13 protein-coding genes and 2 pseudogenes are annotated in these 23,519 nt (G+C 42.3%); 10 read left to right on the top strand and 5 right to left on the bottom strand.

Annotated features, from left to right (window positions below):
* Positions 1-549: 549 nt before the first annotated feature.
* Both ACVLR6_RS14815 and ACVLR6_RS14810 read left to right on the top strand, forming a co-directional pair.
* Positions 550-1,782 carry an ATP-binding protein gene (locus ACVLR6_RS14815; RefSeq protein ID WP_306226624.1) on the top strand — a complete coding sequence of 411 codons (1,233 nt, stop codon included), beginning with the start codon at positions 550-552 and terminating at the stop codon, positions 1,780-1,782.
* Positions 1,783-1,817: 35 nt separating this feature from the next.
* A pseudogene (locus ACVLR6_RS14810) lies at positions 1,818-1,922 on the top strand (HNH endonuclease signature motif containing protein); the annotation flags it as partial.
* Positions 1,923-2,053: 131 nt separating this feature from the next.
* Here ACVLR6_RS14810 and ACVLR6_RS14805 read toward each other — a convergent pair.
* Complete coding sequence (locus tag ACVLR6_RS14805) at positions 2,054-2,383, bottom strand: DUF4236 domain-containing protein (protein ID WP_000506885.1); 330 nt, start codon at positions 2,381-2,383, stop codon at positions 2,054-2,056.
* Positions 2,384-2,591: 208 nt separating this feature from the next.
* Here ACVLR6_RS14805 and ACVLR6_RS14800 point away from each other — a divergent pair, with 208 nt between their 5' ends.
* Genes ACVLR6_RS14800 through brxL form a run of 7 tightly spaced genes read left to right on the top strand, consistent with a single transcriptional unit; the run spans position 2,592 to position 16,702 of the window.
* Positions 2,592-3,458 carry a WYL domain-containing protein gene (locus ACVLR6_RS14800; protein ID WP_455996212.1) on the top strand — a complete coding sequence of 289 codons (867 nt, stop codon included), beginning with the start codon at positions 2,592-2,594 and terminating at the stop codon, positions 3,456-3,458.
* 10 nt (positions 3,459-3,468) lie between these two features.
* The gene (locus ACVLR6_RS14795; RefSeq protein WP_096902446.1) at positions 3,469-4,080 is read left to right on the top strand and encodes a DUF1819 family protein; all 612 of its coding nucleotides are present in this window, start codon (positions 3,469-3,471) and stop codon (positions 4,078-4,080) included.
* Between the two features lie 17 nt (positions 4,081-4,097).
* Positions 4,098-4,673: a DUF1788 domain-containing protein gene (locus tag ACVLR6_RS14790; RefSeq protein ID WP_096902453.1), complete on the top strand. Its 576-nt coding sequence runs from the start codon at positions 4,098-4,100 to the stop codon at positions 4,671-4,673.
* Between the two features lie 40 nt (positions 4,674-4,713).
* The gene (brxC, locus tag ACVLR6_RS14785) at positions 4,714-8,394 is read left to right on the top strand and encodes a BREX system P-loop protein BrxC (RefSeq protein WP_455996210.1); all 3,681 of its coding nucleotides are present in this window, start codon (positions 4,714-4,716) and stop codon (positions 8,392-8,394) included.
* Positions 8,395-8,440: 46 nt separating this feature from the next.
* Positions 8,441-11,965 (top strand): BREX-1 system adenine-specific DNA-methyltransferase PglX, encoded by a 3,525-nt coding sequence (gene pglX / locus ACVLR6_RS14780; RefSeq protein ID WP_455996208.1) that lies wholly within the window; start codon positions 8,441-8,443, stop codon positions 11,963-11,965.
* A 43-nt stretch (positions 11,966-12,008) separates the two neighbouring features.
* The gene (gene pglZ / locus ACVLR6_RS14775; RefSeq protein ID WP_455996206.1) at positions 12,009-14,633 is read left to right on the top strand and encodes a BREX-1 system phosphatase PglZ type A; all 2,625 of its coding nucleotides are present in this window, start codon (positions 12,009-12,011) and stop codon (positions 14,631-14,633) included.
* Between the two features lie 29 nt (positions 14,634-14,662).
* Positions 14,663-16,702 (top strand): protease Lon-related BREX system protein BrxL, encoded by a 2,040-nt coding sequence (gene brxL / locus ACVLR6_RS14770; RefSeq protein ID WP_005021615.1) that lies wholly within the window; start codon positions 14,663-14,665, stop codon positions 16,700-16,702.
* 123 nt (positions 16,703-16,825) lie between these two features.
* On the opposite strand, the pseudogene ACVLR6_RS14765 reads toward brxL, so the two are convergent.
* The 4 genes and pseudogenes from ACVLR6_RS14765 to ACVLR6_RS14750 all read right to left on the bottom strand — a co-directional run.
* Positions 16,826-17,062, bottom strand: a pseudogene (locus ACVLR6_RS14765) (hypothetical protein); the annotation flags it as partial.
* A gap of 196 nt (positions 17,063-17,258) precedes the next feature.
* Positions 17,259-17,969 carry a PP2C family serine/threonine-protein phosphatase gene (locus ACVLR6_RS14760; protein WP_004827016.1) on the bottom strand — a complete coding sequence of 237 codons (711 nt, stop codon included), beginning with the start codon at positions 17,967-17,969 and terminating at the stop codon, positions 17,259-17,261.
* On the bottom strand, positions 17,951-18,673 hold the full coding sequence (locus ACVLR6_RS14755; protein ID WP_086393399.1) for a hypothetical protein: 723 nt from the start codon (positions 18,671-18,673) through the stop codon (positions 17,951-17,953). Before ACVLR6_RS14755 ends, ACVLR6_RS14760 begins: the two co-directional genes overlap by 19 nt.
* A complete protein-coding gene (locus tag ACVLR6_RS14750) occupies positions 18,670-19,317 on the bottom strand; it encodes a hypothetical protein (RefSeq protein WP_004827010.1) in 648 nt (215 codons plus the stop codon). Before ACVLR6_RS14750 ends, ACVLR6_RS14755 begins: the two co-directional genes overlap by 4 nt.
* A 461-nt stretch (positions 19,318-19,778) precedes the next feature.
* Between ACVLR6_RS14750 and ACVLR6_RS14745 the strand changes: the two genes are divergently transcribed.
* On the top strand, positions 19,779-23,498 hold the full coding sequence (locus ACVLR6_RS14745) for an ATP-binding protein (RefSeq protein WP_455996226.1): 3,720 nt from the start codon (positions 19,779-19,781) through the stop codon (positions 23,496-23,498).
* Positions 23,499-23,519 lie beyond the last annotated feature (21 nt).

The raw sequence follows: 23,519 nt of genomic DNA, 5'->3' as shown, positions 1-23,519 counted from the left end.
CAACAGAGCGATGAGCTCATTTTTGCAGATGTATCAATGATTAATCACATGATTTAACTTTTGATACATTCAGCCAATGTGGTTATTTTTAATTCAGTCCAGAATCACAACCAGAAACTAGCTGTAGTTTCTGAATGACCGTCAAGGTCCTTAGTTTCGCCCATAGATTCCCTCTGTGGGCTTTTTTTTGATCAAAAATTGTATAGATGCCCTAAAATAAACCTTTTAGCATTTCATAAGCAATGAGAATTAAGGCTGAGACCATCAGCACAACAAAAATGAGTTCCACTCTAGTTAACATATTAATTCCTTTTACTTTTCACTTAATTTATATAGCAGTTAACTCGTAGCATCAATGAAATAACATAACATGGAAAATAATCAAAAAGACAGAATTTGGATTTTGATCAGATCTACTGTTTGCATGCTTCAACAGTAGCTTTGAATGTTTCACTTAAACTTTAAATTTTTTTTAAAATTGAATATTTTTACATCTAGGTTCTAAATTTTGATAGAATTAATTAAAACTTTAGATTTCAAGTGTAAACAATGAGAAGCGCTAATATTCGACGTGATGGCTACTTAAAATTTCTGAATACATGGCAAGACCGTGATGTCATTAAAGTACTTTCAGGTGTGCGTCGCTCTGGAAAATCCACCTTATTGGCGATGTTTCAACAAGACCTAAAAGCACAGGGTGTACAAGCCGAAAACATCATTGCCATCAACTTCGAATTTATGGAATTTGAAGAACTCACCGATTACCGTAAACTACATGATTATGTATTGTCCAAAGTTGATAAAAGTAAAAAAAACTATGTTTTTTTAGATGAAATACAACATGTTACAAATTTTGAGAAAGTAGTCGACTCTTTATATGTTCGGGATTATATCGATTTATATATTACAGGTTCAAATGCATTCTTTCTAAGTGGAGAACTTGCGACGTTACTCACAGGACGCTATATCGAGCAACATGTTTTACCCTTGTCATTCCAAGAGTTTAAACAGTGGCATATTGAAAATAATCCGATCATCCAACAATTATCCAATCGTGATTTGTATGCCATGTACACGCGCAGTAGTTTCCCCTATACGCTTGCCATGACCAGCCAGCAGGAAACCTATGATTACTTGCAAGCGGTCTATGCCAGTGTAATGTTTAAAGATGTTATTCCCCGTTTGAATACGGCCGATATTAACTCTCTCGAGCGTGTCGCAAGATATTTGGCAAGCGTGACAGGCTCACCCATTTCCATCAATAAAATTAAAAATACCTTTGTTTCAAGTGGGGTTAAAATCTCATTTGAAACAGTAAAACGCTATATTCAGGGCTTACAGGACAGTTTGTTATTTTATAGTGCCGCACAATTTAAAGTACGCGGGCGTGAGTTATTACAATCCTCTGAAAAATACTATTTAGTTGATGTCGGATTGCGCCGGATTATGTTGCCTGATGCTAATGCTGATCAAGGTCATATCTTAGAAAATGTGATTTATCTTGAGCTTATCAGACGAGGTTATACGGTCTATGTAGGGCGGGTTGATGAATATGAAATTGATTTTGTTGCTGTCGATACTTTACAGAATTTAACTTATTATCAAGTGGCATTAGAAACGCTCAATGAGGAGACACTCAGCCGAGAGTTACGTCCATTACAGAAAATTTCTGATTCGTATCCCAAATATTTACTTACCTTAGACACGATAGGGGCTGAAGCAAATTATAATGGTATTGTAAAAATGAGTGCTCTCGAATGGTTGCTATCTGAAAATAAGTAAAGTTGAGGGTAGTCATCGGCACTTCTATTTATTGATCAAAACCCAAAGACTTTTCAGCATCATCCAAGAATGTATTCAAGCATAATTTCTGCTCCATTTGTGATGGATTGATTTACCTCGACTCGATTGAGTCAGATCATCATGATTGAGCTACAGTCACTTACTGAAAGTAGCGAGAATTGCACTGTAGTTTCTGAAGGATATTAATTCCTTAGTTTGCCCACTCATCCATGTGGGCATTTTTTTTGATTAAAATACAATGCTGTTCTTGCTAAAAAATGACGGCACCCACCATAAAACACAATATTCCAAAAATAATCCAAGGCCAGATCTTTGTCTTCGGTTGTTCTAAATTCTGAGGATTATATTCCGTGTGTTCTAGCGATGTCGGTTGTGGAACACGGGTCTTTTTAGAGTAAGGTTGGTGTTTAGAGTAAGATAGTCCCGTACCTGGAATACCGACACTGGTTCGCGTACCTTTTTTCCCAATATTTAGAGAAGCACCAGGTTTGCCAATGCTGGCACTGCTGATGCCTTTATGGGTCAGATTAATTTTAAAACCCGGGAATAATTTAATACTTTTACGAAATCTAAAACCCATATTGCTCTCATTCTAAAATTTAGCTCAATTCACGCGCTATACCAGGATCCATGATCTGCTAGAGATCTTACTTTGACAGCTATCATCACGATATTAGTATATTTTTTATCTGGTGATTGCAATACTACCTTTAAATACCGTCAAAAATGTTTACTGTATATTTGCTGTAGGGTAATCTTAAAGCTGCTATTTATTGACTGATTGGTATATGACGACAGATAAGCATGAAGTCCTGCTACGAATGCGAGCGATCGAGTTGCTTGCTTACTGGGAAGGTCGTTTGGTTACCAATCGTTTAATGAGCTGGTTTGGGCTCAGTCGACAGCAGGCTTCTGCGGATATCAAGCGTTACAATACGCTGTATAACCCAGATGCCTTGGTCCATGATCCCTCCGTAAAAGGCTATGTGCCTAAAGCCAGCTTCCAGCCTGTACTGACTACAGCGCATATCAATGAATATCTCAATATGCTCTCGGGCTTGGTCAGTGAATCACATGCCCTGATTGCGACACCAGAACCGAATCTCTCAGCGGTCCAGTTACCCGATCGCAGTGTGCGTCCTGAAGTCATCAGGGAAGTGTTGCGTGCCTGTCGAACACAAAGCTGTCTCAAAATTATTTATGCCTCCATGCAGAATCCGCAGTGGCATGAACGCATGATTTCCCCACATACCCTGGTGTATACCGGTTTTCGCTGGCATGTCCGTGCCTATTGCCATCAGAGCAAGCAGTTTAAGGACTTTTTACTCTCCAGAATTGATCGCACACCTGTTGTGGTGGCGATTGAGTCAGTAGACCCTGCTCAGGATCAGCAATGGCATGAAGAAATTGTACTGACGCTGATCCCTAATCCAAAATTGAATGAAGCTCAAAAAGCGCTGGTCGAAAAAGACTTCGGCATGCCTGATGGCAGATTACAGATTCCGGTGAAAAAAGCCCTGGCTCACTATACCTTGCAGCGATATCAGGCCGCGATCACGCTGGCTGAGGCGGAAGATGCCTTGAAATATCCCTTGGTACTACAACGCTCAGATATCGAAAAGCTGTCATCTTACCTGTTTGATCAAGCTTCATAGGAGATTGGCTATGTTAGAACAATTTCATTATGACAGTGACCTGATTGGTGGCTCACTGATGGTACGTGAAAGCCGGCTGATCGCGGATCTGTTATTACGAGAGGCGACTCCAGAACAATGGCATCAGGCCATTCAGATTGACAATATTCTGCAAAAAAGAACTGCGGCTTCGGCGCAACGCAATGCCACCGCTATTCGTAAGCGTCTGGAGCGCTTGGAGCCTGATTTCTGGAAAGCACTACGTGATGGGGATGATGAGCTGGCGACCCAGGTGGCTTTTTGTGGCGCATTGGAACGCAACCTATTGCTGCTTGAGTTTATGGAAACAGTGATGAGAGAGGCCTATATCTCACAGGCTCAATACCTGGACAGTTATATCTGGTCAGACTTTCTGGATGAGCGTTCACAACGAGATCCGGATATCTGTGATTGGAAAGAGTCCAGCAAGAAAAAAATGGGGCAGGTGGTGTTTCGCATGCTGGCAGAAGCCGGTTACTTAAAAAGTACCCGTAAGCTGGAGTTGCAGCGTGTGATCGTCAGAGCAGAGCTGCGTAGCCTGTTGGAAGAACATTATAAACAACGCATTAAAAGATCTATGGAAGTGTCGCTATGGACGCGGTAGTTGTAGAGGGGGCAGCAATGAATCAAAAAATACATGAGCGTCTGAATCAGATTCCAGAGCGAATACTTTCCACCGAGTTTATCACCGGTCAAGGATTGGGCAATGAAATTGGCTTCTGGATTTTTGATTATGCACCTGAAGATGAGTTGAAAGTGCGCGAATATCTGCATTTTCTAGACGGGATGCTGGAGAAAAAACACAGTCAGCTGAAGGTGGTGAATATCAACCTGCTGCAAGCCGTGGTGGATTATCTGGCTGAGCGTAACTTCATCGATAAAGCCATTCAAATGCAAAAAGTCAAAGGCGATGAGGCGCTGCTCAAAGCGCTGAAAGGCCCACTGCATATGGATAAGTTCGCACCCTATCTGGTGAGTAAATATGCCACCAATGCGCAAGATATTGTGTTGATGACTGGGGTAGGGTCGGTTTGGCCACTGTTACGTGCCCATCACTTATTGAACAGTTTGCATTCGTTACTGGGGCATAAGCCAGTGGTGCTGTTTTACCCAGGTTATTACGACGGTCAGGCGATGAGTTTATTTGGAAAAATTCCAAGCAATAATTACTACAGAGCATTCAGATTAGTGCCTTAACAAGGCAAATAGAAATAAGAATTCGGGGGAATGGATTGAGATGAACATTAAAGAACTTTTTTACAAGCCATTAGATCGTGCGATAAACGGGGTGGTCAAGGCAGATCAGAATGACAATACTACGGTTTATCAGGAACTCGACGAGTATGTGGTCACCAATGAGCTGGAAAAGCATTTTCGGGACTTTTTCCAGTCTTATGGCACAGACCTAAGCGATCCTTCGATTGCCAATCGTGTCGGCGTGTGGATTTCAGGTTTCTTTGGTTCTGGTAAATCACATTTCCTGAAAACCTTGTCGTATATTCTGGCCAATAAAGTGGCACGTGACGCGGAAGGTAACGAACGCAGTGCTGCAGAATTCTTTGATGAAAGCAAAATCCGTGATGCGTTTATCCGTGCTGATATTGGCAAGGCCGTTAGTCATCATGCCGATGTCATCCTATTTAACATCGACAGTAAAGCCAGCTCCAATGATGATGGCAATCCGATTCTGAATGTGTTTTTACGCGTGTTTAACGAGTATCAGGGTTTTAGTGCTGACCATCCACATATTGCCCATATGGAACGTCATCTGAGCCAGAAAGGGGTGTATGAGCGCTTTAAACAGGCGTTTGAGGAATCCAGCGGCATGTCCTGGCTAGAGGAGCGTGACGGCTATCAGTTCTATCAGGATGATGTCGAAACCGCAATTTCCCAAGCCCTCAACTTATCTGCTGAAGCGGCACACAAGTGGTTTGAGGATTCTGAGCAGACCTTTAGTGTTTCGGTTGAAAACTTCTGTCAGTGGGTGAAAGAATACCTAGACAGCAAAGGACCCCAGCAACGCATGTTGTTTCTGGTGGATGAAGTGGGGCAGTTTATTGGCAGTGATACCCGCTTGATGCTGACATTGCAAACCATTACTGAAAACCTGGGTACGATCTGTAAAGGCCGCGCTTGGATTATCGTGACCTCACAGGCAGACATCGACGCGGTTCTAGGTGAGATGTCTTCTTCCAAAGCCAATGACTTCTCCAAGATTGCTGGACGTTTTAAAACCCGGTTATCACTGTCCAGTTCAAATACCGATGAAGTCATCCAGAAACGTTTATTACGTAAAACCCCGGAAGCTGAAGCACTGCTCAGATCAGTGTTTGAGCAAAAGGGCGATATCTTAAAAAACCAGATCACCTTTGACCGTTCAGGCCCAACACTCAAGAACTATGAGGGTCCAGACAGCTTTATCAATAACTATCCTTTTGCGCCGTACCATTTCCAGCTGGTGCAGAAAGTTTTTGAAGAAATCCGTAAGGTCGGTGCGACCGGTGCACACTTGGCCTATGGTGAACGGTCCATGTTGGATGCGTTCCAGATGGCCGCGAATGCGATTGCTACAGATGAAGTCGGTGCCCTGGTTCCTTTCCACCGCTTCTATACTTCAGTGGAAGGATTTCTGGATACAGCAGTGAAGCGTACCATCGACCAGGCAGAGCAGAATAAGACCCTGGATGGTTTTGATGTGCAGATGCTACGCACGCTTTTCATGATCCGCTATGTCGATATCATCAAAGGTACCTTGGATAACCTGGTGACTTTGTCGATTGAGAAAATTGATGAAGATAAGCTGGCATTGCGCAAGCGGATTGAAGAGAGCCTGCAGCGTCTGGAAAAAGAGAGCCTGATTACTAGGAATGGCGATGAGTTCCTGTTCCTGACCAATGAAGAACGCGATATCACCCGAAAAATCAAAGCCACTGACTTAGCAGCTTCAGAAGAAAATAAAGAGTTAGCCAATCTGATCTTTAAAGATTTACTGCGCGATCAGAACAAATACCGCCATCAAGCCAACAAGATGGACTATCAGATTGGTCGTTTCCTAGATAGCCATAGCCTGGATGGCAAGTATGAGAGCGATTTGAAAGTTGAAATCATTTCTCCGCTGGATACGGAATACAATCTTTACACCGAAGCTTACTGTATTGGTAAAAGTACTCAGGCCGAAGGACAAGTGCTGTTTAAACTGGCAGACGATAAACAGTTCTTTAATGAACTGCGCACCTGGCTGAAAACCAATAAATTCATCCGCTTAAATGATGATGGCACTCAGTCCGATATTTCCCGTATTCTGGCAGACCGTGGCCGTGAGAACCAGGAACGCAAAAAACGTCTGCGTGTCCGGGTCGAAGAAATGTTGCTGGACGCGGAAAGTTATGCCTTGGGTCAACATCTACAACTTTCATCTTCAAGTCCAACCACCAAGCTGGATGAGGCTTGTCGTTATTTGCTGGAAAACACTTATACCAAACTGAGCTATCTGCAGGTCTATCAGCAGGATGCTTGGCGTGAACTGAACGCCGTCTTGACTGTGGATGATATGGCGCAGCTCGGATTGTCTCTGGATGGTGGGCAGAGCAATCCCAAAGCCCTACAGGAAGTGGAGCAGTACATTGCACTGCGGGCCACTGGTACAGAGCGTATTCTAGTCTCAGATGTGATAGACCGTTTTGCCAAACGCCCTTATGGCTGGCCAGATGCCGAGATTTTATTACTGGTGGGTCAGCTGGCGGCAATGGGGCGGATTTCACTGCAGTTAAATGGTGGCAGCTTACAGTTAAAAGATGCCTTTGAGCCTTTACAAAACAGTCGCCGTCGCCGTGAAGTTGCCATCATTAAAAAGCGCCAGACTGATGATCAGGTGTTGAAACAGGCACGCCAACTGACCCAAGACCTATTCTCGGCCATGGGACCAGCGACAGAAAAAGAGCTGTTTGAATTCTATACCCAAAACTTTAAGACCTGGTTAGCCAACTTTAAGTCGTATAAGAGCAAAACCGATGTCGGGCAATTCCCTGGCAAGAAAGTCATTGAACGGTCTATCTTAAGCTTGGATCGCTTGCTGGCCAATAGCGACAGCTTCGATTTCTTTAAGGCCGTGGTTGATAACAAGGATGACTATCTGGATCTGGAAGAAGATTATCGTGATATTCATGAGTTCTTCAGTAACCAGATGCCAAGCTGGCAGCAACTGCAGCAGGCCCTACGTCATTTTGAGAAAAATAAACAGGCGCTGGGCAGTGATGATGTGGCAAAGAAAGCCCTCTCTGAATTACATCGTATATCCACCCTTGAATCGCCTTATGGCCTGTTAAATAAAGTGGCTGATTTGGTTCGCACAGTGGAAAGCGTCAATGAGCAATTGCTGACTGAGAAGCGCAATCAGGCGATAGAACACATTGATGACAAGATCAAGCAGTTAGAAGCTGAGATCAAAAACAGTGGCATCGCTAGCGCTGAGCTGAGTAACAAGCTATTACGCCCACTACAACTGCTGAAAACGGATATTGAAGTGGAAACTAGCCTGTCCACCATCTATATGCTGCAAACCCAAACCGCCGTGGAGCGTTTTGATGAAGCCTTGTATGAGTTGGAAAGCGAAGTTCAGGCGGAAATCCAGCGTCAGGCCAAAGCGGCACAACTGGCTCAGAGCAAAGCAGAGAGTGTAACCAACACTGCAACCATCTCCAGCCCAGATACATCAACACCTGCTGCGAGTCCGGTACAGCCTGTGACAGCCGTAGTGCCACCGAAACCAGTGGTAGAAGTTGATGTTGCTAGCATTTACAGCAAAAGCTCAAGTAGTGTCTATCTGGAAACAGAAGAGTCAGTAGATCAGTTTGTAGACGCACTCAAAGCTGAACTGAAAAAAATTGTGAGTGACAAAAAGCGTGTGCGTATCCGCTAACAGGGCTTAGGGATATCAGCATCAGTAATTCATTTAAGGTTGAACTATGAACACCAGCAATATTAAAAAATACGCACCGCAAGCACGTAACGATTTTATCGCAGCCATGCGCAAGCAGGCCGCCAAATATGGCATCACCGCAGACAGCATTTTACCGGCAGAACAGAAAGGGGACTTGCTGCTGATTGGCGATCAGGTTTTTCCGCTATCCGTCATGAAACCACGTGAGAAGCTGATCAAACGCATTCAAACCAGCAGTTTTGAGCAGACGATTGATTATATCGCTTATAGCTGGTTTAACCGTCTTTGTGCGATTCGCTACATGGAATGCAAAGGCTTACTGGATCATGGCCGCCGTGTACTGAGCAGTGCAGATGGTAGTGCCGGCTTGCCCCAGATTCTGGAAGAATGTCTGGATATTGACCTACCAGGTTTAGATGCCAGCCGTGTAGCTGAGCTTAAGTTGGATGGCAATAAAGACGAAGAGCTGTATCGGGAACTGTTACTGGCTCAGTGTCATGCGTTGAATCAGGTCATGCCACTCTTGTTTGAACAGGTTTCTGATGAGTCTGAACTACTGTTACCGGATAACCTGACCAAAACCGATTCGTTGATCCGTGATCTGGTCAGCAGTATTCCAGAAGAAGACTGGTCGGATGTACAGATTATTGGCTGGTTGTACCAGTTCTATATTTCTGAAAAGAAAGACCAGGTGATTGGTAAAGTCGTCAAAAGTGAAGACATTCCTGCAGCGACGCAACTCTTCACGCCAAACTGGATTGTGAAGTATTTGGTACAGAACAGTGTCGGTCGTCTATGGATGATGGCACAGCCTGATAGTACGCTTGCAAGTAATTGGGAATACTATATTCAGCCAGCTGAGCAAAGCGACGAAGTCAATGCACAGCTGAAACAGCTGATTGATGTGCGGATCAGTGAAGATGGCGATACTTTAAACCCTGAAAGCATTACGGTGCTGGATCCAGCCTGTGGTTCGGGGCATATTCTGGTGGAAGCCTATGATTGCTTAAAAGCAATTTACTTAGAGCGTGGCTACCGCAGCCGTGATATTCCACGTTTGATTCTAGAAAATAACCTGTACGGGATTGATATTGATACCCGTGCAGCACAGCTCGCCAGTTTTGCGCTATTGATGAAAGCGCGTGAGGATGACCGCCGTTTATTTAGCAATCCACCGAAGCTGAATATTATCGCGTTGCGGGATAGTCAGCCAGAACGGCTAGAAGCATTTAGTCAGGACTTGGTAAGTACCGGTATTGCGCAGGCAGATTTAAAAGAATTACTGGATCTATTTGAACATGCTTCGACCTTTGGATCTTTGATTCAAACTCCTGCAGCATTTGCTAAGAAATTACCTGATTTAGAAACCAAGCTGAATACAGCAGCAGCGTCTGGTGATATTTTTGCGCAGCAGTCAGCACAGGAGCTGTTACCGCTCGTCCAGCAAGCAAAATTACTGGCTAAACAATATGATGCTGTGATTGCTAACCCACCGTATATGGGTAATAAATATATAAATCCAAACCTTAAAACCTATTTAACGAAAAACTATAAAGGTTATGATAAAGATCTATTTTCTGCATTTGTGATTAGAAATTCGTTGTTTATCAAAACAAATGGGCAACTTGGTTTTATGACACCATATACGTGGATGTCATTATCATCTTATGAAAAATTAAGAAAAAACTTATCTAAAAGTAAATCAATAACTTCTTTAGTAAAACCTTCCTTTACAATGTTTTTTGATTCAGCAATTGTTTCTGTTGTAGCATTTACAGTAGCTAATACTGTTGAGAATATAAAAGGTACCTATTTTGATCTAGGGCACTTAGGTTCAGCTGAATCACAACCAATAAAATTCTTAGAAACTATAAACTCGAATGATTCCACATTGAAATTTTTTTCATCACAGGAAAAATTTAAAAAAATTCCTGGTAGTCCAGTTGCTTTTTGGGTGAGTGATAAAGTCGGAGAGATTTTTGAAAAAAACCTAGCGATTGGTGATATCGCAGATGCTGTGGTTGGATTACAAACAGGAGATAACAATCGTTTTTTACGTTTTTGGCAAGAAGTTAGTATTCAAAGAATTGGTTTTCATTTCGAAAATAGGGAACAAGCTAAATTTTCAAATAAAAAATGGTTTCCTTATAATAAAGGAGGTGATTTTCGTAAATGGTATGGTAATCAAGAACTTATTGTTAATTGGGAAAATGATGGTTTTGAAATTAGAAACTTTGTAGATGCAAATGGTAAACAACGATCTAGACCACAAAACACAGAATTTTACTTTAGACAATCAGTGAGTTGGTCATTCATAAGTGCCTCATATTTTGGTGTTAGATATTATCCAACAGGTTTTATATTTGATGTCGGAGGGTCTTCTTTATTCCCAAAACATAATCACTACAAAGTAATTACTGGATTCTTGTGTTCATATATAGCTCCACAATTAATGAAAGTCGTTAATCCTACTGTAAACTTTCAGGTAGGTAATATTCAACAATTACCTTATATTGAAGTGACCGAAAAAAATAACCATGTAGAAACATGCATTCAAATTGCAAAGTATGACTGGGACAATTACGAAACTTCATGGGACTTTACTGAAAACCCAATTATTCGTATTCAACAACCAACTTTAGAGCAAGCATTTAACACATGGCAGCAACAAAACGCTGACGCCGTCGCTGAAATGAAACGTCTGGAAGAAGAAAACAATAAACTGTTTATTGACGCTTATGGTTTACAGGATGAATTGACACCCGATGTTCCAGATGAACAAATCACTTTAACTCGTGCCGACCGTGAAAAAGACAGCCAGCGTTTAGTGTCTTATGCTATTGGTTGCATGATGGGCCGTTATAGCTTGGACGAACCAGGTTTGATCTATGCCCATGCAGGCAATCAAGACTTTGATGCCAGCCGTTATCAAACATTCCCAGCCGATGCCGACGGTATTATTCCATTGACCGAAATGCATTGGTTTGAAGATGACGCAACCCATCGTATCCAAGAGTTCTTAACCGCCGTCTGGGGTAAAGACACACTGGATGCCAATATGCTGTGGCTCGCTGAAAGCTTGGATAAAAAAGCCAGTGAAACAGCTGAAGATACCATTCGCCGTTATTTGGCGAGTAAGTTCTATAAAGATCACATGCAAACCTATAAAAAGCGTCCGATCTACTGGTTATTTAGCAGTGGTAAACAGGGGGCTTTCCAGGCGTTGGTGTACTTGCACCGCTATAACGAAAGTACCTTGGCACGTATGCGTACTGAATACGTCATGCCACTGATTTCTAAAATGGCTGCGTATGCCAACTCTCTGGAAACAGCCAAAGAAGACAGTGACTCTGCGGCTGAAATCAAGCGTATCGAGAAAAAACTGCAAGACTTGCATAAGCAACAGGCAGAACTGAGTAGCTTTGAAGAAAAACTGCGTCACTATGCCGATCAGCGTATTTCACTGGATCTAGATGATGGGGTGAAAGTGAACTACGGCAAGTTTGGTAATTTGTTGGCTGAAGTGAAAGCAGTGACGGGGGAGAAGTGATGAATAGCTTTTCTTGCGAACGAGATCATGCAGAGGTGTTTGCATGAACTTAAATCAACTTCAGCAAGGCCTGGAACAAGCCTTTTATACTGAACAGCACCGAATTGTCTTTTGGTATGATGCAGAACAGTCATTTACTGAAGAAATCAAAGCCCTAGAGCTAAATGATGTCCAGATTCTGAATATGGCAGAAGAATCCAGCCTTGCGATTAAGCTTAAACTGGAACTTGAGGATCAGCAGGGTAAATACTTGCTGTATTTCCCCAGTGCTGAGCCTGAAACCGAAAAAGACTGGTTACTGGACATCAAGCTGTATTCACGTAGCTTTTATGCCGATCGTTTCTCAATTATTTTCAATGAGCTGGGTTTACAGCAGCAGAGTCTAAGAGAACATCTGGCCAAACGTGAAGAATTCCTCAAAACCAAAGCACGTCTGAGCACCTTAAAACGCTATATCCAGTCTGATGCAGATGAACAGAATCTGGATATGGCCATGATTGCAGCTGTGGTCAAGGCCGACAGTGCCGAGCTGATGCATATTGTCCTGGCGTTGGCAGATGAAATGGTACAGCAGAACCTGGCTCTGGAAGTCAATCCAGAATCCTTTGCTGAACTGGAAAAATTCCAACTGGTGCCGGCTTTGGTGACCGCATTACAGGCGGAAATTGGTTATCCAGCATCGGTTGAAGAATTGAATGGGGAAGCACCATTCAAGCTCGGTACGTTCTTTATCCGTTTGATGAGCACAGGTTTCTGTGAAAGCCTGGGCGATATACCGCTATGGGCTCAAGAACTGGTGATGTCATCTGTCAGTTCACGTGCGACGGCTAGAGCCTTCTTGTCACGCTGGAGAGACAGCTCCAAATACTACCCAACCTTTGATAAGCTTTCCCAGAGCGTGGCCAATGCACTGCGGATCCAAGAAAAGGTTAGGGCTTTTGATCTGGAGCAGCTGCTCGATGTCATGACTTTTGAAGTGATTGAACAAAAGATCATTGTTGATTTGGCCAGTCATATCCCTGCAGCAGCCAAAGCTGAACTGGAACATTTCAGAACGGTTATTTCTACCCGTCTGGATGGCTATTGGGCGTCCAAACATAAGGACGATGCAACCCGCCGTAAATACCGTACCGTCTATACAGCGTTGCAGGCAGCGATTGAGCTGTTCAGTCTGCGACTGCAGTTTGATTCTGGGTTCTATTTCGACTCTAGTGAAGCCTTGTATAAAGCCTACGAGCAGGAGTTGTATCGCTTTGATATGGCCTATCGCCACTACAGTGCTGCTTCTCAACGCGCTCATGTCGATATCCTGAAAAAACTTGATGAAGAAGTCGAAAATTGCTATTCCTACTGGTTTATTGACCACTTGGCACGAAACTGGGGAGAGCGGGTTGAAGCTGAGCAACGCTTGAATGTCTGGAAAGTGGCAGATATCCCAAATCAGCAGAACTTCTACGATACCCACGTCAGACCCTTACTCAATTCTGCAACGAAACGCCGTATTGTAGTGATCATCAGTGATGCTTTCCGCTATGAAGCTGCAGTAGAGCTGCGTGATCGTATTAATGAAAAGCGTTATTCTGAAGCGACCTTGTCTTCACAGCTGGGCGTTGTCCCAAGTTACACCACACTTGGCATGGCCTCGTTGTTGCCGCATCAGACTTTGGAGTACAAAGAGGCCGCAGGGGATGATGTTTTAGTAGATGGGCAGTCCAGCAAAGGGACTGCAGCACGATCCAAAATTCTGGCTGCCTATAATGGATTGGCAGTAACCGCTGAAATGGTAAAAGGCTGGTCGCGTGATGAAGGTCGTGAAGCACTGAAAGACCATGAGCTGATTTACGTTTATCACAACGTGATTGATGCACGCGGTGACAGTGCCTCGACAGAATCAGAAACCTTTATGGCGGTGGAACATGCCATTGAAGAGCTGACCGAACTCAGCCGCAAAATTTTAATGCACTTCAATATTTCTACCCTGTTGATTACAGCCGACCATGGCTTCTTGTTCCAGCAAAGTAAACTGGAATCTGCGGATCGTTCAAGCTTGACTGAAAAACCAGCCAATACATTGAAGAGCAAAAAACGCTATGTGATTGGGCATGGTTTACCAGAGAGCAAGGAAGCATGGAAAGGCTCAACCCAAGCTACGGCAGGCACACTATCTGCGACTGATTTCTGGATTCCAAAAGGGGCGAACCGTTTCCATTTTGTAGGAGGCTCACGTTTCGTGCATGGCGGCATCATGCCTCAGGAAATTGTGGTGCCGGTACTGATGGTAAAACAGCTACGTGGTGAAAAGGCTGGACAGCGGACCAAGCGTAAAGTTGAGGTCATTTCTACCAAATCCACGCTGAAGATGGTCAATAACATCCAGAAGTTTGATTTGATGCAAACCGAAGCTGTCAGTGAGCTGGTCATGCCAGTGACTTTATCCATTGCCATTTATGATGGGGATCTCAAAGTTTCCAGTGAAGAAACTTTGACTTTTGATAGCACTACCGATTCTGTTGCCGATCGGGTCAAACAGGTCAGACTCTCATTGTCTGGCACTGATTTTGACCGTAAGAAAGATTACTTCCTGGTACTGAAGGACAAAGACCTGAATATCGAAATGCAGCGCTATAAGGTCACCATTGATCTGGCATTTACCGATGACTTCTTCTGATAACGAATTAACGATAGAGCGTAGCCTACATGGAATCTGCTAACGATAAAGAACTGGATCAGCTGCTGAATGAACACTTTGCTGGGCGGGTGGTACGTAAGGATCTGACTAAACTGATCAAAGAAGGGGCCAATGTCCCAGTCTATGTACTCGAATACCTGCTGGGAATGTACTGTGCCTCGGATGATCCAGAGATCATTGAACAGGGACTACGTAACGTAAAGACCGTACTGGCAGAGAACTATGTACGACCTGATGAAGCTGAGAAGGTGAAATCCCTGGTTCGTGAACGGGGCAGTTATAAGGTCATTGATCGGGTGACCGTAAAGCTGAATGAGCGTAAAGACAAATACGAAGCATCATTTAGTAATCTGGGCATCAAAGATGCCGAAATCTCGGCAGGCATCGTCAAAGAGTATGAAAAATTACTTGTTGGTGGTATCTGGGTCATTGCTACGCTCAGTTATTATTTTGAAGAAGGACAGACTAGTTCTCCATTTGGCGTGAGCTTACTCAAGCCGATTCAAATGCCGAATATGAATATGGATGAACTTTTCAGTGGCAGAGCAGCATTAAGCACTGATCAGTGGCGCGAGAGTTTAATCCGTTCGATCGGCATGGAACCGGCTTCGCTAAAAGAGGATGTGCAATGGCACCTATTAGCGCGTATGGTTCCGTTCGTTGAAAATAACTATAACGTTTGTGAACTGGGACCACGCGGTACCGGGAAAAGCCATATTTACAAAGAGTGTTCACCGAATAGTATTTTAGTCTCCGGTGGACAAACGACTGTCGCCAACCTGTTCTATAACATGAGTAGCCGCCGTATTGGTCTGGTGGGGTTGTGGGATGTGGTGGCCTTTGATGAAGTTGCCGGTATTTCCTTTAAGGACAAAGATGGCGTACAGATCATGAAAGACTACATGGCCTCAGGATCTTTTGCCCGTGGCCGTGAACAGATGGAAGCCTCAGCTTCGATGGTTTTTGTGGGTAATATTAACCAAAGTGTGGAATCTCTGGTTAAAACCAGCCATCTCCTGGCGCCGTTCCCTGAAGCAATGATCGATTCAGCATTCTTTGATCGCTTTCATGCCTATATCCCAGGTTGGGAAATTCCGAAAATGCGCCCGGAATTCTTTACCAACCGTTATGGCCTGATTGTTGATTATCTGGCTGAATTCTTCCGGGAAATGCGTAAACGTAGTTTTGCGGATGCCATTGAGAAGTACTTCAAGCTAGGGAATAACCTGAATCAGCGTGATGTGATTGCCGTTCGCAAGACGGTTTCTGGATTGATGAAGCTGCTCTACCCACATGGTCAATTTAACAAAGAAGATGTACGGCAATGCCTGGAATATGCGCTGCAGGTGCGCCGTCGGGTCAAAGAACAGCTGAAAAAAATTGGGGGGATGGAATTCTATGATGTGCATTTTAGCTATATCGACAATGACACCCTAGAAGAGCATTTTGTTTCGGTAAAAGAGCAGGGTGGAGGTGGACTTATTCCCGAAGGTCCTGCTAAACCAGGCTTCCTGTATACCATTGGCCTCAGTAATAAGGGCATGCCAGGCTTATACCGCTTAGAACTTCAAGTCACTAAAGGTTCAGGAAAATTGGCGACATCTGGCTTATGGAATTCAAGTAGTGCCAAAGAACAGGTCAAGATTGCTTTTGATTACTTCAAGGCCAATGCATCCCGGATCTCGGGGGGCAGTAAGGTGCTGGAACATGATTTCCACTTACATGTGGTGGAATTACAGAATACCGGCCCGCTCAGCCATCTTGCTCTGCCAAGTTTAGTGGCTTTCGCTTCTGGCCTCTTAGGACGATCGGTACAAAGTCAGATGGTGGTACTGGGTGATATGAGCTTGGGTGGTTCAGTGACACCGGTGGAAAGTATTGCCGAATGTCTGCAAGTTGCTTTTGATGCGGGTGCCAAGAAGGTTGCTTTACCAATGAGTAGTGCGGCAGATATCCCAACGATTCCTGTGGAACTGTTTACCAAGTTCCAGACCAGCTTTTATGCAGATCCGGTGGATGCGGTGTTTAAAGGGTTAGGGGTGGATTAATTTCATATCTGTCTGGAAGAGTTACAGTAGATTGTTTTAAATTCAGTTTCTCAAGTTAAACACCATGTTGTAAAAGCATAATACTGCCTCTTTTAAAGAGCTAGTATTTTAGGGGGGATTACCCTTCATTTTTTTTTGATCAGATATCTGTTGTACTTTGACAGGATTTTGTTGATCTAAATATTTTTGATACCAAACACGCAATGTTTCAGGAGTACAACCGATTTTAGGATCAATAGCTGTGATTGCTGCCCAAGTAGAAGGATAATCTTTTTCAGATTCAATTAGTAATTGAACCGCTCTTTCTCTGATTTCAGGGGTCAATTTTACTTTGCCATTTGTAAGGTAAAAGGGGGCAATTTTAGAATGCCGTTGACAATGTATCGCCTTTTGAGTTTGAAGCAATGTACAATGATAAGATTAACCCGTTAGGTCAGGTGGCCTAACTTAAATAAAAATTCTCCGACAAACCCGGTACGGTTCATAGCGAGTATCTGCTTATAAAAATTAGGTTTATTTGATTTTAACATCCGAATTGGGTATATGAGACTTTATGTTAAATGAATGATATAACCCATAGAGAAATATCATCAAATAATGAAGATACTTCGGATAAATTTTTGCTATAAATTATTGTTTTTATATCATTTTCTGAAAGCTTCCAAAATCCATCGGATGCTAGAATATATGTGGATTTTTTTTCAATATCTAAGGTCTTAAAGCTCAAGGGTTTTAACTTTTTTGTATTAAATGACTTGGTGACAATATTATCATTTGAAGAAGACCTAAGTATCATTTCGATACTTTGGGGATCTGTTTGATTATTTAAGCTCATCGCTAAATTATGAGGATAAGTAATCCAACTGATTTGTTGCTCATTATTGATTTTCCCAAGTCTGCAATCACCCAAATGTGCTGAATAAATTTGAGTCTGACTAAAAATAACCATCAAAATACTCATTGCTGCAGGTCGCAATTTTCCCCGATGTTCTATATAAAAATTCTCTGTTAGACGTTCAAAAAAATCATGTATATCTTGTGTAGTATTATTTAATTGAGCAAAGACGTCCTTCAAAGAAAGCACATAAGCCTGAAAATTTTTAACTAGTATGTCGCTGTTTTTACATCCCCCATGACCATCCACTACGTAACAAAAATATAGATTTTCATTATCAGTAAGGTTCCCTACAGCATCGATTCCAAATTTTTCTGGTGCGCTAAGATTCTGACATAAGGAAAAGGAGTTTATTAATATGCTTTTGGCCATTGTTTTATGATCGCTTGAATTACTTGTAAAGCTCTTTCTCTTGAGCCAAATCTACATTGATCTTCCATTATGATTTCAAAATCAGTTAATTCAGTGAGTTTTTTAAATTGGTCAGATAAGTAATCTTTGAGTTCTGTTGGAGCATTATAGACTTCTTCAACTAAGGAGGATCGTCCCAAGCAAATTGTGATGATATCTTCTAAGTCTTTGCTATATAAGGGATCTTCTTTACGGCCATGTAATGCTTCAAACTTGGTTGCTAAGAAATATTCAGGCATTAAGGTATTGATAATTAAATTATTTCCTAGCTTATACTCTACTTTTTTCTTATAAGCTTCTAGATACCAAGAATTAGAGAAGCCTAAAATTTTTTCATCAGTGGGCATAAAGTCTACAATTAGATCTTCCCCTAGTTGGTAGCGACAAGTGAAGTCCGTGTTCTTTTCAAATGGATCTGAACTTTGATAATTTTTAAACCCTAGTTTTCTGACTTTCTCATCTAACTCATACCATTGGGTTGTAGTCTTTATATCTACAATTAAATCAACATCTTGAGTGTATCTAGTTGATAAAGATAAATTTTCTGGATCTAAAAACAGGCTAGTAGTGCACCCTCCAATAAATACTAGGTCTTTGATAAGATCCTCGCTTAAAGCACTTACAACCTGCTCTAGCATCTTCATTTGTGTTAAAGCATTATTCATTGTAGATACTCACGTAATAACTTTTCAGCTATTTTCTTTTCCCTTGGGGAACCTATTCTAAACACATCAATAAGAGCAAAAACTTCATACAGGAAATTATCATCTAACGCTGCATATGGTACAGATTTATATAATGGTTCAACTGCTAATCCTGAAATTGATTGATAGCTTTGAGCGGGCCAAATATAAGGTAATGAAGAAGAATACGATAAATGATCTGAAAGTTTTTTATTATTGAAAACAGTAGGAATACCAATATCAATAGCACCAACTTCTGTATGGAAAAAGTATTGAAAACTGTAAATAATTAGGTCTAAGAGAGCTCTTCTATTGGTTTTCCATTGCATTTCTACTAGCTCTAATCGCTTAAATGGTGAATTAGAGGTTACGATCAATAGCCCTATCTTGATTAAACGCTTTAAAGATTCTGCAACCTCACTTTTACTAATAACTACTGCTTCAGCCAACCCTCTGATTGATAAAGAATCATAAAAAGCACTTAATTTTAAAAAGATATCTAACTGCTCATCTTCTAATTTATCCCACTCAAGTTGTGCTTCTGAATAGTATTCTTTGAATATCTGGTGCTGATTCTCAATAGAGATCAGTTTTACGAGAACTAGAATGTCTTGAGGTTTAATCATATTAAGTTACCTTGTCCTTAATCCGTGGACTGAATTCATATTTGATCAACTCATTACACTATTTGCAAGTATTTTTTAAAAATAATATTAAATAAAAAAGCCCGACATCTTGTCGGGCTTTTTCATGTTTGGTGCTAGGTAGGGCTGTCTACCTAATAATCCTGGTGCTAGAACTTATCGTTATTGTTTTATGTTCCGGAACGTCCTGTTCCTGTATGACTTCATCATAAGTAAAAAACCGCAGCTGCCCTAGCCGCAAAATCCCTAAATCTCTGTGCGCCAGGGCGTACAAAAATGGCTAAAAGTTGTCCCGGTTTTATCCGCAGAAATTGGGGATAGTTGGTGTCTATGTCGGATAACCGCCATTATATTTAATAAAAGTATAAGATCAGGGAAAGTTACAGTTTTTATTTAAAATTGAAGTATCCATTAGACTTATGAATATTTATAAAAGGTATATAATGAGTATTATTAACCCTCAAGAAACCTCTATGAAAGGTTTACAGTCAATCATTCTTTATGATTCTTTTCTTTCATCTAAACTATTCCGAGTTGATATTAGTGGTGGTCATACAAACATTACCGGTATCAACGGTGCAGGGAAAACCTCATTCCTGAACCTGATTCCTATTTTCTTTGGTGCCTCACCAAATGGGTTAATAGAGAAAGCTGCAAACAAGAAAAATTTCGTAGACTACTATTTGCCGAGCAGTCGAAGCATGGTGATTTTTGAATACCTTGCTCACTCAGGTACAAAGTGTGTGGTGCTGTATCGCAATAATAATCAGGGCAAGCACAACTACCGATTTGTTGATGGATGCGCGGAAGATACGCTATTAAGTGAGAGCAGTCTGGAAATCTTGGGTCTTTCTCAGAATGTGAAAGACGTATTTGATCAGGTTTATAAATCTGGCGTTGATGTGAGCCGTCAGATCGACAGCATCCCTGAATATATCTATACGCTGACTGCAGATAAATCACGACTGACAGGTGAAAGAAACCTTCGTGATTTATGCAACCGCTATTCACTGTCTGGAAGCAAACAACAGCTAAAATTCCTGAGCAATCTGACCCAGGTAACGATTAACCAGAACAATGTTGTCTCAAACTTCAAAACCATGTTAATTGAAGCGTATTTGGACAACGAGAAAATCAAAACAAAACCAACCTCTACCGCAGATTGGTTAGCAACCATCAATGATGTGAAAGCCCTACAAAGCCTTCAATCGGAAAAGCAGAAGATTATCTCTGGCATTCAGTTAAAGAATGCGGTCTTAGCCTCCTTTAATGCGCTTCATGCACACCTGTTGGTACTCCGGGACCATGTGGTGAACTACGAGCAGCAGATCAGTTCGATAGAGCATGAAATCTATGCGGTAAAGAACAAAGGGAATGAGACAGTCCGTAACCTGAATAACCAGATTGTACAAGTCAAAGAGCTGATTGCAGTAAAAGAAAAGTCTGCAGGTAACTTTAAACAGGCAATTCATGATATTGAAGTTGCGGAAAGACGTTATCAAGACATGAATATTTCCGTCATGGAACAGGAATATAAGAAACGTGCGCACTACTTCAACGAGATTGAAGAAGCGAAGAAATACAAACAGTTTTTGACTGAAAGCTACGAAAATATCAACCGCGAGTACGACAAGCATTCAGCAGATTTGCTTCGTGAAAAAATGGCATCCAGTGAAGCCCTTAATGCTGAATCTAACGAGGTTCAGGAGGCAATCAACCAGTTGCGAAACCGCTTTGATCTCAAGGTGAAAGAGCTTGAGCGCAAACAGGCTGAACAGCTCCAAATTCTTGATCAAGAAATTTCCAGTGAACGTCAAAGGCTTCTGGATATCCAGTCAGCAGCTATGGAGCGCATGCACCAATCAACACTGTTTACGGATGAAGAAAACCTACAGCTACAGCGCCTCAAGTTGGCTTATGAAGTCAAAGAGAATACCTTGTCTGCAAAGTCTGACGAATTGAAAGCGGCTCAAAACAAGCTTAAACAACTTAATTTTGATCAAAACAAGGCGCAGTATGATCTTAATGGATTAAAAGCCAAGCTTGAGAAAGCCAAGCAGTCAGAAGAGAATCTGCGTACAACCCTGTTCCAGAAAGACACCTTGCTACGGTTCCTGAATGATGCACCGAATGAAGATGTGGACTGGCGTACTACCATTGCGAAGGTCATCAATCCTGAGCTTTTCTTCAAAACCAACCTGAACCCTGTCTGGCAAACTGGCGTGAATGCCAATGCGCTAAGCCTCTATGGTCTTGAAATAGACCTGAACAAGTTGGAGATTCCAGGGGAAGCCGACAGTCTTGAGCAACTACAAATACGTCTGAAAGATGCCGAGATTTACACGGCTTCTTTGGTTGAGCAGTACGACAAGCAATCGCATCTGGCTCAGTCCATCCATAGAGAGATCAACGAGACCAATATTGCAGTTGTTAAACTCGAAAATGAGTTAAATACCCTGCAAAACGAGAAGCAGCAAGCCCGACAGGTTTATGACCAGACTGAGAAAGAGCTGAAAGCGAAGAAGGCAGAAGCTACACGTATTGAGCAAGAAGCTGTAAATAGAGCGAAATACGAGCTGCAAACTTTCAACAATCAGATTGAGCCGAAGAAACGTGGTGAGCTTCGATCAGCCAACATGCTTGAAAAAAATGGCTTAAAGGAGAGCTATGATGCGTCCTATGCAGACTTGCGTATCAAGCTTGACCTGATTGCCACAAAGGAAAAGCAGCTAGAGAGCAGCTATCAAGCCAAGATGGATGATTTGACCAACCTGTATCACAGCAAACTGCGTGAGCAAGGCGTGGATGAAAATATCCTGAAACAGGCAGAAATGAAGATCAAGGCTGCGATTGCACAGCACACCAAAGTCAAAGGCTATGAAAGCATTTTGGCTGAGTACGATATGTGGAAGAAAAACCACTATCAGTACAAGCAGAACCATATCGAGGACATGAACCAAGCTCTGAAACTTGTATCTGAATACAGCCACAATCTTTCCAAACTGGAAAGTGAGCTTGAACAAGTCCGAACCTCCCTTCGTACAAGAGTGGACAATCTTGAAGCGAGTGCACAAGATTTCAGGGAGAAAATCAAAAAGCTGGATAAACAGGGGCGTGAAATCGAAAACCTGTTCGATGACGATATCCTATTGGTAGAGGTAGATCGACCTGAGTTTTTAAGCTTCGACAGCTTCTCTCGTGATCTGGGTACGTTGGCTGATACACAGAAGAAACAGATTTATCAATTACGCTTGCAGACAAACGCTTCTAAGGCATTACTGCGCAAATATGAAGCCTTCTCTCTGTTCAAGCTGTTTGAGGAAAAGATGGAGAGTATGGGGACTACCAGTGAAACCATGAACACCATTAACTCCATGTCTACCATCGAAAGCATCATGGACTACGACTTGCCGAAAAAGCATGATGCAGTCACAAACATTTTCCGTAATAAATCGGCTCAGTTGCGTAACTATATTCAGGAAATCCTTAATCTAAATAAGCGTTTAAAGAGCGTATCTACGGAACTGTCTGGTTACCTGAACCGTAGCAACAAGTTCAAGGCATTCACTGACTTCTCAATGAATCTGGAAAGTGTGCTGAATGACAAGAACAGCCTAGATCAGCTCAATCAGTTTGTTTTGCAGTGTGAGGACTATCAATCCTTTGAAAACATGCAAAGCAGCTCCATTCCGAGCGAGGATTTCATTCGTTGCTGTGAATACACCTTAAAGGCAATTGAAAGCACCAAAGGACATACTGATGATATCCGCTCTATGGTACGTCTGAAAATGAGCGTGATGAACAATGGACGTCTTGCCGAGCTGCGTACTGACAACGACTTTACCAGTGCAGGGAGTACAGGAACGTCACGTATTCTGGTGCTGATCATGTTCCTCGCATTGTCACGGAAGTTATGCCCTGATAACTCGACCTACATCCATATCCCGCTTGACGAGATTGGCAACTTTGATGCGATCAACACCAATTTGCTGTTCGACATGATGGACCATAACAAAATCTATCTGGTCTGTGCTCAACCGGAAAACTCAACCTCTAACCACAAGTTTAAGAATCTCTACATTGTTGGAGCCAATGGTGTCAGCACTGTTGTTCCACTGGAAATCGAAGGCGATAACCCATTGCTTGCAGCAGAACCAGTCTAATAGGGAAAAAGTGGAGAATTT

It is taken from the genome of Acinetobacter sp. T63 (assembly GCF_053852345.1).
Note: the sequence above shows the minus strand (reverse complement) of the source record. Positions and strands in the feature narration are given on the sequence as shown.